A 15,032-nucleotide genomic window follows, 5' to 3' on the forward strand; every position below is an offset into this window, starting at 1 on the left:
TCAACAAAAGGTTTGCAGTGCCCTCTCGCCTCTCCACATCCACGGCGTATTGGAATCTGCGCGCTGAACAGGTGATGGATCAGGTGTTCCACGCAGCGGAACCCTCGCTGAAGGCCGTTGACATTCAAGTGGAGCCGGCACCAGATCCAGCCAACAATCCCATTGCGGCACCCCTGCCAATAACGCGTCTCAGTATTCAGCCGTGGCAGCAGCTCACCCTGATCGGTGTGACACTCGGCGCCCTGCTCTGTAGTGCATGGTTGGCACGCAGCTGGCAGCTCTCCGAGCAAGCCCTCTACCGCGAGCGCAATCTGGCTCTCACTGAAAAGCTCAAAGCACGCGCCATCCCCTCACCCTCTGCACCTCCAAAAGCAACTGAATCTGAAGCAGAACCTGAGACAGTCGCCACACTGCCCAGCCTCGAACCACTCACGCTGCCGCTCAGTGCAGCGATTGCGCCAATCACAGCCCCATCCGGCGCCTCCCTCTCCAGCTCAGAGGCAGGTCCTGCAGCGCCAGCGCCTATGAGCCAGCCCGCTCTCGTGGGAGTTGTACACGCCGAAGTGGGGGGATCGGCCATCTTCCAATTAGACAATCAATCACTCTCTGCCACCCCTGGCGAAAGCATCGGCAACAGTGGCTGGTCCTTGCTCAGCCTTTCCAGCACTGGTGCCGTGATTGAACGCAATGGTGAACGCCAATCCCTCTCGATCGGCGGCGCCTTCTAGATAGAAAGATTCAATCCCAATTCTGCCAATTGTCGGATAAATAGCAGAGTTGCATTCTCTCGAATGAGAGATACAACGAGCTCATTGTGGTTCCAGCCGGTGCATCGACAGACATTCGCCGTATTGCTGCTGAGCGCAATGCTTGCCAACACAAACGTAGAAGCCAAGCCAGCAAAGCCAAGGAATACGCCAATCCTGACGAGCGTCTCAGACCTTGCACTTCTGGGGCCAGAAGTAAGGCCGCTGCCTCAACGCTTGTGGCCAATACAACGTGGAGAGAGGATCAGACTCAAGTATCCACTCCCCTATCTTGCCCAGGAAGTAAGCCCTTACGGTTGGCGATTTTCAGACCATAGAAAGAAGTGGCGCTTACATACAGGACATGATTTGATCGCACCCGCTGGAACAGGAGTCTTGGCTGCACTCTCCGGTAAAGCCTTGATCGTGCAACCCATCTCTGGATACGGACTGACTGTTGTGCTGGATCATGGCAATGGTTGGCAAACGCTTTACGCTCATTTGCTCAGCGCTCGAATCAGACCCGGTCAGCTCGTACAAACGGGTGATCGCATCGGAAACGTAGGGAAAAGTGGCTACGCCAGCACCGCCCATCTCCATTTCGAGCTCCGTCGCCTCAAGAATGGGCAACTCATGGCGATTGACCCTGCCCCACTTCTTCAGCTGCGCCAGGCATCGAGACGTTGAGAGAAGAAATCAAGCGAAAGCCTGACGACACGTGAGTCAAAGCACCCATCGAAAAACGCATCCATGCCCCCTCATTAGACATTTATGAATTTAGATCGGTAAATCAAAGTGTAGAAACGTTGCCTTTCGCCCAGCAAAGCTGGGGGGTTCAGCCTTACTGACACGAACTTCATGAAGTTGAGTGAAATCAGTGCAGCAAATGCGTCTGATGATTGATTCATGAAACACGTCTCAATATTGGAGCTCGAGATTCCATTTAGATTTTTTGGAGCGTTAGTCGTGGGTTCTGCCCTAATGATCATGGCTCGTGCTTTTAAAGAAGCTGCATTACTTGGCGGAACCTTTCTCTGCGGACTTGGCGCCCTTGAGCTAGCTCTTCGTTTCAGTGGGTACTGAGCAAGGCCAGCCCCAGCTGCGAACCTGGTAGGAAAGGCTCGTTAGGGTGCGCCCACTTTTCTGGTGCAACAGCTTTTGCAAAGCAAAGCTCCTCCCACAGCACCTTCAGGACGGGCAATGTTGTCCGAGCTCAGTCCCTCTCCCACCTGTTTATGGGAAGCACCCGCTGCAACGGTTCTGGCCGGTGATGACCCAGGGGATTTACCCGGCCCTTGGAGACTGATGCTCCTCGGAGACGGCAGTCCAACCCGTCACCTGCATCTGCTCACAGGACATCCAGTGTCCGTGGAATTAGTGGCCATGGCAGAAGAACCAGAGGGGCAAGCTGCCCTTGGTTGCCCCAGCGAGGTGAAGGAACTCACGCCTCCCCTCCTCCGCCGTCAAGTCTGGTTGAGCTGTGGAGAACAAACCTTGGCTTGGGCTGAAAGCTGGTGGAACCAGGATGAAGCCAACCAGCACCTACAAGACCGCAACCTGCCGATCTGGCTCAGCCTCACCCAGGGGCGCTCCGAGCTCTTTCGCGAAGTGGACGGCTTAGCGCTGGTGCAAGAACCCTGGCTTGAGGACCGGTTTGGCTGCTCGGGGCCGTTTTGGAGCCGCCATTATCGATTTTTCCGTCAAGGACGAGAGCTCACGGTGATTCGCGAGGTGTTCAGTCCTGCTTTAGAGGAATGGCTAGGGGCTACTCCACGCCAGCCTCTTCATCTAACTAGATGAAGAAACCGAGCGTTTTCGCCACATTCGTGCATTTCAACTTGCAGCAGCTCTAGCGATCGGGATCATGTCGCTAGTTGCGATGGTTTCATGACAACGTCCCAGTGGCTAACCCTCTCCGACCTCGGACACAGATTTGGCCTCTCAGCAAGACATTGCGGCCGTGTTCTTGACCATGAAGGATGGCGTGACCACAGCGGACATCCAACCCAAGCTGCGATGACAGCCGGTGCCGCCCAGCAGCACAACAGCCATCACCACATCCCCTCAAATCGCTGGAACGCGGACATCTGCGCTGCCGTGCTCTCCAGCCATGGCCAACGTCCGATCAAGCGCAGCGAACGGGTTTCACAGTGGGTGACATTGCTTGAGGCCATGGAAGAAGGATCGGCCTCGATCTCCATGAGCACCGAACAAATGGCCGAAGACCTGCCCAACGATCTCATTGACGACGTGAACCATCAGCTCAGCCATCGAGGCTGTCGCTTTCAGGTTCAGCGTCTTGAGGAGAGCAGCAGCTGCTAGTCAGCCCAACCTGAGGCCTTCAGCCTGCCGTTTTGCCTTCTCGAGTTGCTCTTTCAGCAAGTCTTCATCGGTATGGCTGAGGTTGGTGTGGATCAACCGGGCGTGGGGCGCATGGCGACGCAAGCGCTCGATCACACGATCGGGCGTGGCATCCCTCACTAACAACGCCAAAGCAGCACTGCCCTTCGGCAGGGTTTCCGCGAGTTCTTTCAAAAAGTTGTCGTTGATGCCCATGTCATTAAGCGAACCCGAGGCAGCACCAGCACCGGCACCAACAGCGAGACCCAACAAAGGATTGGCAAACAACAAACCGATCAACAACCCCCAGAAGCTTCCGCCCATGGCTCCAGCCGCCGTCATATTGATCGCCTGACGCAAGTGCACATGGCCGTCTTCTCCATGCTCAAGCACCACCGCATCCTCAAGCGCAATCAAATGCTCTTGCTGGATCGTGACCAATTCGCGACGGACCTCCTCCGCTTCTTGGGCCTTGGGAAAGCCCACAACCACCAAATTGCTCATACAAACAGAGTGTTTTTAAAAGAGTAGAGATCAATCGATCCAGCGATCAGTCTCGTGATCAGTCTCGTCGCCTGCTGGAGCGAGGTAATGGACGTCTGGATGGGCCAGGGCCACGGGACACAGGCTGAGGCGCTGGCGTGATTGCTGGGGGCGCTGCAGAACGGGACCAGCGCTCCACACGAAAGCTTTCGTCATCGGGCCAGCCGTTGTCATCCTCGCCGTAGGCGGGCTGAGGCTCAGGTACGGGCGCCACAATCTGCTGCCCAACACCTTGCCGCCGTGAGATCGCATCGAGAGGCCGCTTACGACTGGATGCGGCAGGCGATTCAGTCCGCAGGGGTGGTTCAACCGGATCCCTCCAGTCTTCTTCTTCGTCCATCAGCCAATCGATCTTGTCGCCGACCCAGCGACCCACTGTTTCGAGATCCATTGAGGGACGCCCGCCACCGGCAGACCGTCGACCAGGTCGCGTGCCAGCCACACCATCCACCAGCTGACGACCGGTTTCAAGCCACTGATCCAATCGCCGATCACCAGAGTCCTGACTGCGCTGCCCCTGACTGCGCTGCCGCGGTTGAAAACGTCCATCCATCCTCCGACCTTAACGACGACGCTGCTGCAGCCAACGCTCCCGTTGCCAACCGATTAGCGCGATCGACACCCCACCTGCTTCTAGGACCCAAAGAAACAAATCCATCTCAATCCTGAGCGGGGGCAGGTACATAACTGAGTAGACAACTCACATGCCAGTGACCGTCATGATGCCGATCACAGCACAACCTGCAAGCCGCTTGCCTAACCCGGCGCCGATATGGCGTGCGCTGCCCGCACATAGGGCAGATAGCAATCCAGCGAGGGGGGGTCTGCTGAACCGGAAAACGATGGCGAATGCTCACCTTGAACCGGGATTGAGAGGCATTAATCACCTCCATCTGAGCCCGAAAACAAGGGCCATGCCCCTCCCGTTGACCCAACACCAAATCCACCCAGGCATGAATCATTTCATGACAAAGAGTGCTCTCGGTGGCGCAGCGAGGCAAGGGTTCCAGCAAGGGTTTTGAGAGCACAATCTCCCGTCCAAGCGGGGGAGCCACCGCCGGTCCGCGGCGATAAAAGCCTGCCGTCTTTCGCATCCGCCCATCACTCCAACGCAAAGCAACCAGCGGGCCCGTGCCCCGCACAAGGCAGCCATCAAAGTGTTCTCGATTGAGCCTGTGAAACAACGGCAGCAGGGGCTCGAGGGGCATGGGGACTGCGAAAGAAGCCAAACAGGACGAAAGCCGGCTCAGTCTGCCTCGTTCCTGCATCCGGTCAGTCAGAATCTGCACTTATTCGGATGCATCCGATGGAACTGGGCTTGGTTCGCGAGATCGGTAGCAAGGCTTTATTAGCCGGGGGTGGAGCGCTGCTCCTCTACTGGACATTCACGGCGGTGAAGCTCGTACTGAGCGCCCGTGGGATCAATCCGCTGATCAAGCAGTTCTTCACGCAAGTGGCAGCGGGCAGGATCGATGCTGCTTACTTGCTCACCACCAAAAACTATCGCCAGCATGTGAGCCGTCAGCAGTTCATTCGTTATCTGGCGGGTTTGAAGCTAAATCGCTTCCGCAATCTCAAATCTGGTCGCCCGAGGCTGCAGGAAGGCAACATCATCCTGACCGTGAAGTTGATCGCAGAAGACAAAGAGGAAATGCCTCTGGATTTCACGTTTATCAAGTCGGATGATTCCTGGAAGATCGAGCGCATCGTCGCTGTGAACAGCTGAGCACAAGGCGTTGAGCAGCTCGCAGCCGCTGAAATCGTCGAGCAGCTCTCAAGCGCGAGCGGAGGAGTTGCGGCGCCTGCTCAATCGCGCTGCTCACGCTTATTACGTGCTCGACGCTCCGGAGATGGAAGATCCGGTCTACGACCAGCTCTACAGGGAGCTCCAAGCGTTAGAGCACCAAGATTCAACGTTGGTGAGCCCAGATAGCCCCACCCAGAGAGTGGGTGGGCGCCTAGCGGAAGGTTTCAGGAGTGTGCGCCACAGGATTGCCCTGTTCAGCCTCGACAACGCGTTTAACCGTGACGAGCTCCACGGCTGGTATGGCCGGTTGCTCAAGGTGCTTGACCGCGCACCAGCAGAAGGAGCTCCACCTCCGGCCCTGGCCATGGTGGGAGAACTCAAAATCGATGGCAACGCTCTCGCCCTGAGCTACGAAAACGGCGTACTCGTTCGAGCCGCGACGCGCGGGGACGGCGAACAGGGAGAAGAGATCACCGCCAACGTGCGCACCATCAGCTCCATTCCCTTGCGCTTGCACCTCGAACCGGCACCAGCCTGGGTGGAAGTGCGTGGGGAGGCCTTCATCCCCGATGCCACCTTTCATGCGATCAACAACGAACGCCTAAGCCGCGACGAAGCTTTGTTTGCTAACCCCCGCAATGCCTGCGCTGGAACGTTGCGCCAACTGGATCCAAGCGTTGTGGCCTCAAGACGGCTGGACTTTTTTGCCTACACGCTTCAGCTGCCAGACGATTGGCAAGGACGCAGGCCGCTCACGCAATGGGATGCCTTGCAATGGCTGGGCGATGCGGGATTCAAGGTGAATCCCAATGCGGGTTTATTGCCAGATCTTCAATCGGTAGAGCAGTTCTTCGACACCTGGGATACAGAGCGCCGGCAGCTCAATTACGCCACCGATGGTGTGGTGGTGAAGCTCAACGATTTACGGCTGCAGGATGCCGCAGGCTTCACTCAAAAAGCACCACGCTGGGCGATTGCTCTGAAATACCCAGCCGAGGAAGCCCCAAGCCGGCTGGTGCGCCTCACCTACCAAGTGGGGCGCACCGGCGTGATTACCCCAGTGGCCGAATTCGAACCGGTTGCCCTGGCTGGCACCAGCGTCAGTCGCGCCACCCTGCACAACGCCGACCGACTGGCGGAACTGGATCTCCACAGCGGCGACACGATCGTGGTGCGCAAGGCCGGAGAGATCATCCCTGAAGTGTTGAGAGTGCTTCCCGAACTCAGGCCTGAAGGTGCTCAGCCCCTTGACCTTCCCCATCAGTGCCCTAGCTGCGACTCTGAGCTGGTTCGCGAGAGCGGTGAAGCCGCAACCCGCTGCGTAAACAGCAGCTGCCCGGCAATCCTTCGCGGCGCTCTGCGTCACTGGGTCAGTAAGGGAGCTCTCGACGTAGAGGGAATGGGCGGCAAATTGATCGGACAACTTGTGGAGAGGGGGCTCGTGCACGCGATCTCCGACCTCTATCGCCTAGACGCCGCACTGCTGAGCAGCCTGGAACGAATGGGTGAGAAAAGCGCCGAGAACCTCGTAACAGCCATAGAGGCATCCCGTGCCCAGCCCTGGGCACGCCAGCTCTATGGGCTCGGCATCCACCATGTGGGCGAGGTCAACGCAAAAGCCCTCGCAGCAGCATTCCCAGACGTCGACACGCTTGCTCAAACAGCCATTGATCACCCTGAAGCGATCAGCGAGCTGCATGGCATTGGTTCTGAGATCAATCAGAGCCTGCAGCAATGGTTCAACACCGGAGCCAATCAGAAGCTGATTCAGCAGCTTCAAGACGTGGGTCTCTCGCTTGCCACTAGTGAGCAAGAGCGCCAAGACTTGGCAAGCCGCAACAGCACGATCGGGGTGCTCTCCGGGCAGACCGTGGTCCTCACCGGCACACTTCCCACCATGAGCCGCACTCAAGCGAAAGAATTAATTGAAGCCGCAGGTGGCAAGGTCAGTGGCTCCGTCAGCAAAAAGACATCCTTCGTGCTCGCTGGAGAAGAGGCCGGCAGCAAACTGGAGAAGGCCAACAAACTGGGCCTCAATGTGATCGATGAAGCGGGGCTGATCGCCTTGCTTAAATCCACCGAAACCTGACAACCGCTGCGGCAGCTCATCCAGCATTTCAATGGAGATCTCGGATGAGATCCGCCACGTCATCGATGCATCCACCTAATGGTTGTGATGAAGGAGACTGAATAGGCAGTTATGTCCAGCGTCTAGCACCAGTGGACTCCTCATCTCCCCGTCGAAGCGTTCTGGACAGCCTGTCCGGTGAATGGAAAATCAACCTCGAGAACCGGATCCCACCGAAGGAGCTCTACCAGGCCCGAATCGCTTCATCGAAGCCCTCACTTGGATTCTTCGTGCTGCTGCTTTGCGCAGCGGTGATCGCCACGCTGGGACTGATCGCCAACAGCACGGCGGTGGTGATCGGAGCGATGATCGTGGCGCCGCTGATGGATCCGATCCTCAGCCTCGCTTTCGGCCTCTCGATTAGCAACAACCAGCTGGCGAAACGCTCGATGCTCACGGTGGTGATTGGAGTGATCAGCGTGATCGCCACAGCAGCACTGCTTTCATCACTGCTAGATGTGAGTGAAGTGAATCGGGAGATGACGTCTCGCACGGCGCCCAACCTGATTGACCTTGGAGTGGCCGTGGCCGCAGCGGTGGCCGGGTCCTTCAGCATGACCCGCGAACGGCTCTCCAATTCTCTTGCCGGCGTCGCAATCGCCGTGGCGTTGGTTCCACCACTGTGCGTCTGCGGTATCGGCCTGAGCATGGGCAATGAGGTGGTGGCGGTGTTCGGTCGCGGCACCGTGGCCGGTATCACCAATCAGATCTCTGAAGGCTCCTTTCTGCTGTTTCTGGTCAACCTGATCGGGATCACGGTGGCAAGCCTGTTCATCTTTCTCGTTCAGCGCTACGGAAGCATCATTCAGTGCTGGCGCAATCTGCTGGTGTGTCTGGCTCTGCTTGGTCTGTTGTGCATCCCCCTGTCTTCGGCTCTGCACGACTTCAGCATCAAGCAAGAAATTGTCAGCAGGTTCGACACCTTCAAAGCAGGTCAGATCAATCAGCTCAAGATCACCAGCAAGAACCCCTATCTATGGCAGAGGGTGAGACTGCTGTTCAGCAATGTACGGGTGCTCAACAACAAGGCCACCGTGGATCTTGTCTTCAGTGCGCCAAAAGGTATTCTCAGCGAAGAATTGGCCAATGAACTCTCCGGAACCATGGTCAGCAGCGCCAAAGAAGAGTTCAACCTCGATGACGCCAAGATCACGATCAGTGTGATTCCCAATCAGATCAACAAATTCAGCGGTATCTCAGAGCTTCCATCAAGGCAATGAACAATTCAGAGAAAGCTCGTCCGACCATCTTTAAATGGATCAAAACAGAGTGTGGTCGAGCTAAGTATGTCGACTTGGCCTCTCGCAACGGCATCACAGCAAAGCTTCGTCTCGGATGGTTTGTCCTGATTGCTGCAGCAAGAGACCTTCAAGTTCCAAACCCAGACTGAAGACCTCACTCCCGCAAACAGATCAACCTCAAAAAATTGAAGTCATCAAAGAAATCGTATATTTACCTATACCTATCTTGATGCTTCTAGGCAGAGAATTAAACCGGCAATCTTATTGTTCAACTCATGATTTCCTGCTGAGCAGCAATTGATAAGCGATTCAATCGTGTTTTAAGAAAAGTTGGTTTGTTCATCCGACAGAGCCCGTTTTGCTGCGCGCCCGACCAACCAAACCACCGCAACGGTGGCCAAAATACCCACTACACGCAGAATCCAGCCCTGTGCTGAAGCTTCTCCAGCGAGCACCTCACCAAAACGCGCGGCATCGCCGGCCAGCGCGCCCAACGCACAAAACAAAATGGTGCCGGGAATGATGCCAATTAAACCGATGCTGTAATCACGCAAGCTCACCTCACTGAGGCCGTAAACCAAATTCAATAACGAAAACGGAAACGCTGGAGATAGACGCGTTAAAAGCACAAGTTTGAGCCCCTCCCGGCTCACGGCCCGCTCCACAGCCTGAAGCTTTGGATACTGCATCAGACGCTTGCTCGTCCAATCCCGCAACCAATATCGGCCGAGCAAAAACGCTGCCTCTGCACCGAGACTGGCCCCCACAAACACAATCAGGCTCCCCCACCAAGTGCCATAAAGAGCTCCAGCCAACATCGAAGCCCAGACCCCTGGAAGCAACAGCGTCACCCAAACCGCATAAAGCGGGATGAACACCAGTCCGCCCAAAGGAGAGCGCAGCCAGAGCATCAATGGCTCAAACCAGGACATTCCCTCAATCATGTGTTCCACACCACCAGAGGCCAGCATTCCATCGTGATCGTTTTGGTGCCGAAGGGGAACATGCCAACTTTTACGCTAAAGATTGGATAACGGTTCTAGAGGTATGGCAGCAACCCGCCTTTGTGCATCGATCAGAAGGAACAGGTACCGCGGCATCGCTCTCGTTCTGAGCACATCCTTGCTTGGGGGCTGTGCCATGACCGACAACCAAAGATCGATCGTGTTGAAGGTGGCTCAAGCCAGCAATGAAAACGAACAACACTCCAACGATCGTTTTAAAACAGAACGGAAGATCACCAAGAATTTTCAACAGCAATTAAAAGAAATGCAGCCTGGCATCAAGCTGCATCCCTCGATCTATCCCGAAGAGTCTCTAGAGAAGGCTCTGAAAGTTCAAACCAACAGCGGCCTAGGGCCAGACCTTGTGATTGCAGATAGCAATCAAGCCTTGAGCCTTCTTGCCTTGGGCCTGACCGATCCAATCAAGCTGACGGAAGAGCGTCAAAACTTGATTAACCCAGCAGCCCTAGAGCGCGTTAAAACAGCCAACGGATCCCTAGCGGGTCAACCGGTCTCGCAGTATCTCCAGCTGGCTTGCTTCGATAAACGCAAACTCAAAAAAGCACCTGAAACACTCAAAGCACTGTCCGAAGCCAGTGGCACTGGCAAAGTCTTTGGAATGGTCACCAACCTCCAGGATCTGTACTGGAGCCTTGGCAGCTTCGGGGCGGGCGAGGCCTTAACAGCCTCATTAGCAGGGCAAAAAGTCACTGTGGCGGCCCATGAACGCCTAATTCAATGGATGCGTTGGCTCAAGGCATCCAGCTATCAGCAAAATATTGTGTTTTTGCGAAATCAAGCCGCACTTCGAAAGGCGTTTATGGAGGGCGACATGCAGTGGATCAGCTGTTGGAGTTCCCAGCTACCCCAACTCCGTGAAAAGCTCAAAGATCATCTCGGCATCGCCCCCCTACCCAGCGGAGACTTTGGACGAGCAACACCAATCACACGCTTGCAAGTTTGGGCTCTTGGTAAAAACTCAAGCAGACGCCAACGGGCGGAAAGCCTGCATTTACTGGATTTCATGGTGCAACCCTGGGCTCAGAAAACCTATGCTCTCAAATACCGGACGGGCTTTCCAGTTAATCCTGCGGCGGCAATGATCGTTAGCAAACAATTACCTCCAGGGTTCTCTAAGTTTAGCGAAGAGGAAAACAAGCGCGTAAGCCGCGGTGATGCCATTGTCTCGGCAATTGATGCAAAGCCAAGATTAAAAAAAGGGATTCAGTCCACACTCAATGAGTTAATTTTTGATGGATTATCTCCCGAAAAAGCGGCCACTGAGCTCGAAACCCAGATGAAGGCGAAGCGATGACTCTTTCCATGTCTTACCTCATCACTATTAACCCAGGGGCAATCTTCAATGAGCTCCTGAGCTGGTTGGCATACCTGAACCGTGGAACCGTTCTTCTCCAACTCTTTTTGGTTGGCATTGTGATGGTCGCAGAACAACGTGGCGCGCTTCGGCGCCGCGTGGAGCACAGGCTAGTTCCCGAATACATACGCGTGCTGATCGGCCCCCTGCTGCTTTTAATCAGTTCAGGTCTTTTTCTTTTAGTGGGCTTGCCATGGGGATTACTTCGATATTTCGGACTGCTCTGGCTGGGATGGATGTCATTCACACCCTTAAAAACATTAATTTTGAGCATCAACAAAAAATTTCCAGTTGATGAATTAGAAAGCACATTTTTAAGACCCGTCTACATCATTGTGGCCATCATGTCCTTCATAAGACTGATGGGAAGTACGGAAAATTTATCACAAACTCCAATCGCTATTTTATTTGGAGTTGAGCTGACACTAGGCAGAATTTATCTTGCGATAATAGCGGTCTATGTCATCATGACGCTCTCCTCTAGGCCTGCAACATTTCTGGCATGGCTAAGTGGAGTGCTGTTTGGAGTCCGTCCGAGAAATAGGCGAGGACTGGAGCTCCTGTTCCGTTACAGCGTGATCATCATTGGCATCACTGGGGTGGCTTATTTTATCGGCATCGATGGCACTGCATTCATTGCCATCGCAGGTGGATTATCTGTTGGAATCGGCTTTGGCATAAAAGAAATTATCTCCAATTTCATCAGCAGCATCTGGTTGCTGTTTGAAGGATCAGTTCGCCCCGGAGAGATTCTGATGATTAACGGCGACCCCTGCACCGTGCGCAAACTAGGCCTAAGAGCAACACAATTACGACGTGGGCGTGATGGAGCCGAGCTATTAATCCCAAATCAGATCTTCTTCACACAAGAAGCCACATCCTTCACCGCAACGGAAACATCAAGGCGTGACAGCGTCGTCGTTGGTGCCGCCTACGAGCACGACCCAGACATCATTGTGGAGCTATTAAAAACAATTGCTAAAGAGCACAAAAAAGTTCTAGAATATCCACCAGTCAATGCATTTGTGATTGACTTTGCTGATTCTTCGATTAATTACAAGGTTCTTTTCTGGGTCTCCAACCCCCTCGAAGCCTTTGAAGTCGGCAGTGATATACGACGAACAATCTGGAAGCAATTTGAGAAGAAAGGAATCACCATTCCGTTCCCACAACGTCAGGTCTATCCAATGGAGTGGCCGCCCAGCCTGCAACAAAGCCTGCATTCAACTGGAGGCGGAGGTGTAGTGCCTCAAGGCATACAGCCAGAACTGACGGGCAGCGATGAAAAAACCCACGGCGAGGCCTAATCCAAGCCAGAGGGTGGGGGCGTTTGCGCGTCCCAGCACAACTTCAGCCGGAACAGTTGTTAGAAATGCCACCGGAATCACCAAGGTAAACAGCAAACGCAAGGGGGCTGGGTAGGCCGCTACGGGATAGCGACCAGAGGCCAACACAGCCCGCAAAACCTCAGTGGCATTCCAGGTTTTCACAAACCAAATGCTGGTCGCTGCAATTAAAAACCAAAGGGAATACAGGATCAATCCACCAGCCAAGAGCATCAGCAACACCACCGCAAAGCCTCCTGGCGACAACGAAGCGCCAGCCTGTTGCCCACCCCAAATCACTAACAACAAACCAAGGACGATCTCCGGCAACCCTGCTGGCGAGATCGTTCGCAACGACAACCAAAACTGACTGTCAATTGGCTTGAGCAAGATGAAATCAAGCGTGCCTTCGCGCACATGGGTCACGATCGAAGAGAGGTTGGGGCGTAACCAGGTGCTCGCCATCCCATCGAGAACGGTATAAAAACCTTGAACAATCAAGGCTTCATGCCAGCTCCAGCCACCCAACGCTCGTCCTGGTCCAAAAAAGAGCGACAGCATGAATAAGCTGCCAAGCAAGCTCAAGCCAACAGCTACCAGCTCAATCACAACGTTGAGTTGATACTCCAGCTGCGAGGCCACGGCTGTTCCCCAAAATCGCCGAAGGCTTTTGAAATAACGCCCCATTCAGGCCCCCATCGCGCTGTAACGCCGAACCCCAGCGCGCCAAAGCAGAAGAACCAGTGGCAACAGCAGCACGATCCATGCCAACTGAATGGCAAATCCAACCAACAAATTCACAGGCTGTTCGGCTAGAACACGCGCCGGGAAGTCAATCAAATAAGGGAACGGCGTCCACTGAGCCAAGGTGCGCACAAAGGGTGGGAATGCAGTGAGTGGAGCAAGAAGCCCAGACAGGAAAAGAAAAGGTATAAACAACAATCTCTCCAGAGCACTGGCCTTCTCACTCCAAAAGCAAAGGGAGGCAATCAGGCTTTGCAATAGAAAAGCGATCGAGAAGGCCATCCATGTAGCCAACCAAGCCAGCACGAAGTGTCCCAACGATGGCAACCAGAAGGCATTGGGCTGAATCAGAAAAAAGATCGCGGTAATCACCGCAGCAAAAGGCAAGCGCGTGAGCTGCTCGCCAAGATGACTTGCCACATAACGCCATAGCGGATGAAGTGGCTGAAGAAGATAAGGAGACAATCTGCCAGTGAGAGCATCCTCTTCAAAGGCATAAATCATCCAAACAACAGAAAATTGACGCACTAAAAAGGCGCTCAAAAAATAACGATCAAGGCCTACACCATCCATCCCCAACGCATCGCGTGCGTCACTGCCATTCCAAAGGCTGAGCATGATGAAAGGGAGCACACCGGATAGAGCCCACAGGGCGATTTCGGCGCGATATTCCAACATATGGGCATATTCCGTTCCTAAGAGAACACGAATAATCTTGCGATTGAGTCCAAAAATCCGCATTAAACGCTTCCCTGGCGAAACAGATCACCAATCAGCTGATCAATCGGGGGATCATTCACCTCCAGATCCCGCACCTCAAAGCGTTCCAACAGTTGGGCCACCACAGCCGTGAGCTCATCAGGCTGCACTCGCAAGTTCACCTCGCAGTCACAGCAACTGTCGAGCCGGCCAAGACCAGCAAACGCCTCAGCCCCAACGGGTGCATCAAGTTCCAAACGAACATGGCGCTCAGGCGCGAGCCGACTGGCCAAGCGATCAAGGGGGCCGTCATGGAATAAATGCCCCTGATGAATCAACAACACGCGCGGACATAGGGCCGTGATGTCAGCCATGTAATGGCTCGTCAGCAACATGGTGGCACCAGTCCTTTGGTTGTAATCAGCCAAAAACTGCCGCACACGGGCCTGCGCATTCACATCCAATCCCAGGGTGGGCTCATCAAGAAACAACACATCAGGTTGGTGCAGCAAGGCTGCGAGTAGCTCAGCTTTCATGCGCTGGCCCAACGACAGCTTGCGAACAGGACGGGTGAGCTCCTCTCCCAACTCCAATAAGTCCGACAGCTCGGAAATACGGCGCTTGGCATCCCGGTCACTGATGCCATACACAGCAGCATTCACCCTCAAAGAATCCATCGGCGGCAGATCCCAGAGCAACTGCTGCTTTTGCCCCATCACCAAAGTGATCCGACGCAAAAAATCTGGGTGACGCTTTTGCGGCTGATGACCTGCAACGACAACCTGACCCGCGCTGGGATGGATCAACCCACACAACATTTTCAACGTGGTGGTTTTGCCCGCCCCATTCGCCCCAAGAAATCCCACCATCTCTCCAGGGGCAATGCTGAAGCTGATGTCACGCACGGCGTGCACATCACGGTATCGCCTGCGCATGAAGTGTTTCAAGGTTCCAGATAAACCCGGTTGCTTGTCGGCAACCCGGTAAATCTTGCTGAGGCCTTCAACCTCGATCACAACAGAACCATGAGCAACTTGTGGATGTAGGGAACGTTGTGGCGCCACGTGAATGGGAGTTTTAAAGCAGCTGCATTTGGACTGAAGCTAAGCAGCTGAGAAGGCAGACTGCATGAAGCAAGGC

General features: G+C 54.7%; 16 protein-coding genes. 9 read left to right on the forward strand and 7 right to left on the reverse strand.

Going from position 1 to position 15,032, the window contains the following annotated elements:
• The first annotated feature begins 17 nt into the window (after window positions 1-17).
• The 4 genes from SynMVIR181_RS12565 to SynMVIR181_RS12580 all read left to right on the forward strand — a co-directional run bounded on the left by SynMVIR181_RS12565 (window position 18) and on the right by SynMVIR181_RS12580 (window position 3,068).
• Window positions 18-728 carry a DNA polymerase III subunit beta gene (locus SynMVIR181_RS12565; protein WP_255444317.1) on the forward strand — a complete coding sequence of 237 codons (711 nt, stop codon included), beginning with the start codon at window positions 18-20 and terminating at the stop codon, window positions 726-728.
• Window positions 729-866: 138 nt separating this feature from the next.
• The gene (locus tag SynMVIR181_RS12570) at window positions 867-1,433 is read left to right on the forward strand and encodes a M23 family metallopeptidase (protein WP_255444526.1); all 567 of its coding nucleotides are present in this window, start codon (window positions 867-869) and stop codon (window positions 1,431-1,433) included.
• 513 nt (window positions 1,434-1,946) lie between these two features.
• Window positions 1,947-2,546, forward strand: coding sequence for a chorismate lyase (locus tag SynMVIR181_RS12575; protein WP_186590683.1), 600 nt, complete (start codon window positions 1,947-1,949; stop codon window positions 2,544-2,546).
• Window positions 2,547-2,633: 87 nt separating this feature from the next.
• Window positions 2,634-3,068, forward strand: a complete 435-nt coding sequence (locus SynMVIR181_RS12580; protein ID WP_186589467.1) for a hypothetical protein — start codon at window positions 2,634-2,636, stop codon at window positions 3,066-3,068.
• Here the strand turns inward: SynMVIR181_RS12580 and SynMVIR181_RS12585 are convergent, their stop codons facing one another.
• From SynMVIR181_RS12585 to SynMVIR181_RS12595, 3 genes are all read right to left on the reverse strand, one after another.
• On the reverse strand, window positions 3,069-3,590 hold the full coding sequence (locus SynMVIR181_RS12585; protein ID WP_186524120.1) for a DUF1269 domain-containing protein: 522 nt from the start codon (window positions 3,588-3,590) through the stop codon (window positions 3,069-3,071). It lies immediately after the preceding gene.
• 58 nt (window positions 3,591-3,648) lie between these two features.
• Window positions 3,649-4,182 (reverse strand): RNA helicase, encoded by a 534-nt coding sequence (locus SynMVIR181_RS12590; protein ID WP_186524121.1) that lies wholly within the window; start codon window positions 4,180-4,182, stop codon window positions 3,649-3,651.
• Between the two features lie 106 nt (window positions 4,183-4,288).
• Entirely contained in the window at window positions 4,289-4,837 is a 549-nt protein-coding gene (locus SynMVIR181_RS12595; protein WP_186590684.1) for a SprT family zinc-dependent metalloprotease, read from the reverse strand.
• 98 nt (window positions 4,838-4,935) lie between these two features.
• On the opposite strand from SynMVIR181_RS12595, the gene SynMVIR181_RS12600 reads away from it, so the two are divergent.
• The 3 genes from SynMVIR181_RS12600 (at window position 4,936) to SynMVIR181_RS12610 (ending at window position 8,724) form a co-directional block, all read left to right on the forward strand.
• The gene (locus SynMVIR181_RS12600) at window positions 4,936-5,355 is read left to right on the forward strand and encodes a hypothetical protein (RefSeq protein ID WP_186524123.1); all 420 of its coding nucleotides are present in this window, start codon (window positions 4,936-4,938) and stop codon (window positions 5,353-5,355) included.
• A 10-nt stretch (window positions 5,356-5,365) separates the two neighbouring features.
• Window positions 5,366-7,465 carry an NAD-dependent DNA ligase LigA gene (gene ligA, locus SynMVIR181_RS12605; protein WP_186589468.1) on the forward strand — a complete coding sequence of 700 codons (2,100 nt, stop codon included), beginning with the start codon at window positions 5,366-5,368 and terminating at the stop codon, window positions 7,463-7,465.
• Between the two features lie 131 nt (window positions 7,466-7,596).
• The gene (locus SynMVIR181_RS12610) at window positions 7,597-8,724 is read left to right on the forward strand and encodes a TIGR00341 family protein (protein WP_186589469.1); all 1,128 of its coding nucleotides are present in this window, start codon (window positions 7,597-7,599) and stop codon (window positions 8,722-8,724) included.
• Window positions 8,725-9,065: 341 nt separating this feature from the next.
• Here the strand turns inward: SynMVIR181_RS12610 and SynMVIR181_RS12615 are convergent, their stop codons facing one another.
• Window positions 9,066-9,677 carry a TVP38/TMEM64 family protein gene (locus SynMVIR181_RS12615; protein WP_186590685.1) on the reverse strand — a complete coding sequence of 204 codons (612 nt, stop codon included), beginning with the start codon at window positions 9,675-9,677 and terminating at the stop codon, window positions 9,066-9,068.
• A 115-nt stretch (window positions 9,678-9,792) separates the two neighbouring features.
• On the opposite strand from SynMVIR181_RS12615, the gene SynMVIR181_RS12620 reads away from it, so the two are divergent.
• Window positions 9,793-11,064, forward strand: coding sequence for an ABC transporter substrate-binding protein (locus tag SynMVIR181_RS12620; RefSeq protein WP_255444318.1), 1,272 nt, complete (start codon window positions 9,793-9,795; stop codon window positions 11,062-11,064).
• On the forward strand, window positions 11,061-12,431 hold the full coding sequence (locus SynMVIR181_RS12625) for a mechanosensitive ion channel family protein (protein WP_186589470.1): 1,371 nt from the start codon (window positions 11,061-11,063) through the stop codon (window positions 12,429-12,431). Before SynMVIR181_RS12620 ends, SynMVIR181_RS12625 begins: the two co-directional genes overlap by 4 nt.
• On the opposite strand, the gene SynMVIR181_RS12630 is transcribed toward SynMVIR181_RS12625, so the two are convergent.
• Genes SynMVIR181_RS12630 through SynMVIR181_RS12640 form a run of 3 tightly spaced genes read right to left on the reverse strand, consistent with a single transcriptional unit; the run spans window position 12,348 to window position 14,908 of the window.
• The gene (locus SynMVIR181_RS12630) at window positions 12,348-13,136 is read right to left on the reverse strand and encodes an ABC transporter permease (RefSeq protein ID WP_186524128.1); all 789 of its coding nucleotides are present in this window, start codon (window positions 13,134-13,136) and stop codon (window positions 12,348-12,350) included. The two genes, SynMVIR181_RS12625 and SynMVIR181_RS12630, sit on opposite strands and share 84 nt — an antisense overlap.
• Window positions 13,137-13,934: an ABC-2 family transporter protein gene (locus SynMVIR181_RS12635; protein ID WP_186589471.1), complete on the reverse strand. Its 798-nt coding sequence runs from the start codon at window positions 13,932-13,934 to the stop codon at window positions 13,137-13,139.
• The gene (locus tag SynMVIR181_RS12640) at window positions 13,934-14,908 is read right to left on the reverse strand and encodes an ATP-binding cassette domain-containing protein (protein WP_186590687.1); all 975 of its coding nucleotides are present in this window, start codon (window positions 14,906-14,908) and stop codon (window positions 13,934-13,936) included. Before SynMVIR181_RS12640 ends, SynMVIR181_RS12635 begins: the two co-directional genes overlap by 1 nt.
• Window positions 14,909-15,032 lie beyond the last annotated feature (124 nt).

Origin of the sequence: Synechococcus sp. MVIR-18-1 (assembly GCF_014279835.1) — a bacterium.
Taxonomy (GTDB): domain Bacteria; phylum Cyanobacteriota; class Cyanobacteriia; order PCC-6307; family Cyanobiaceae; genus Synechococcus_C.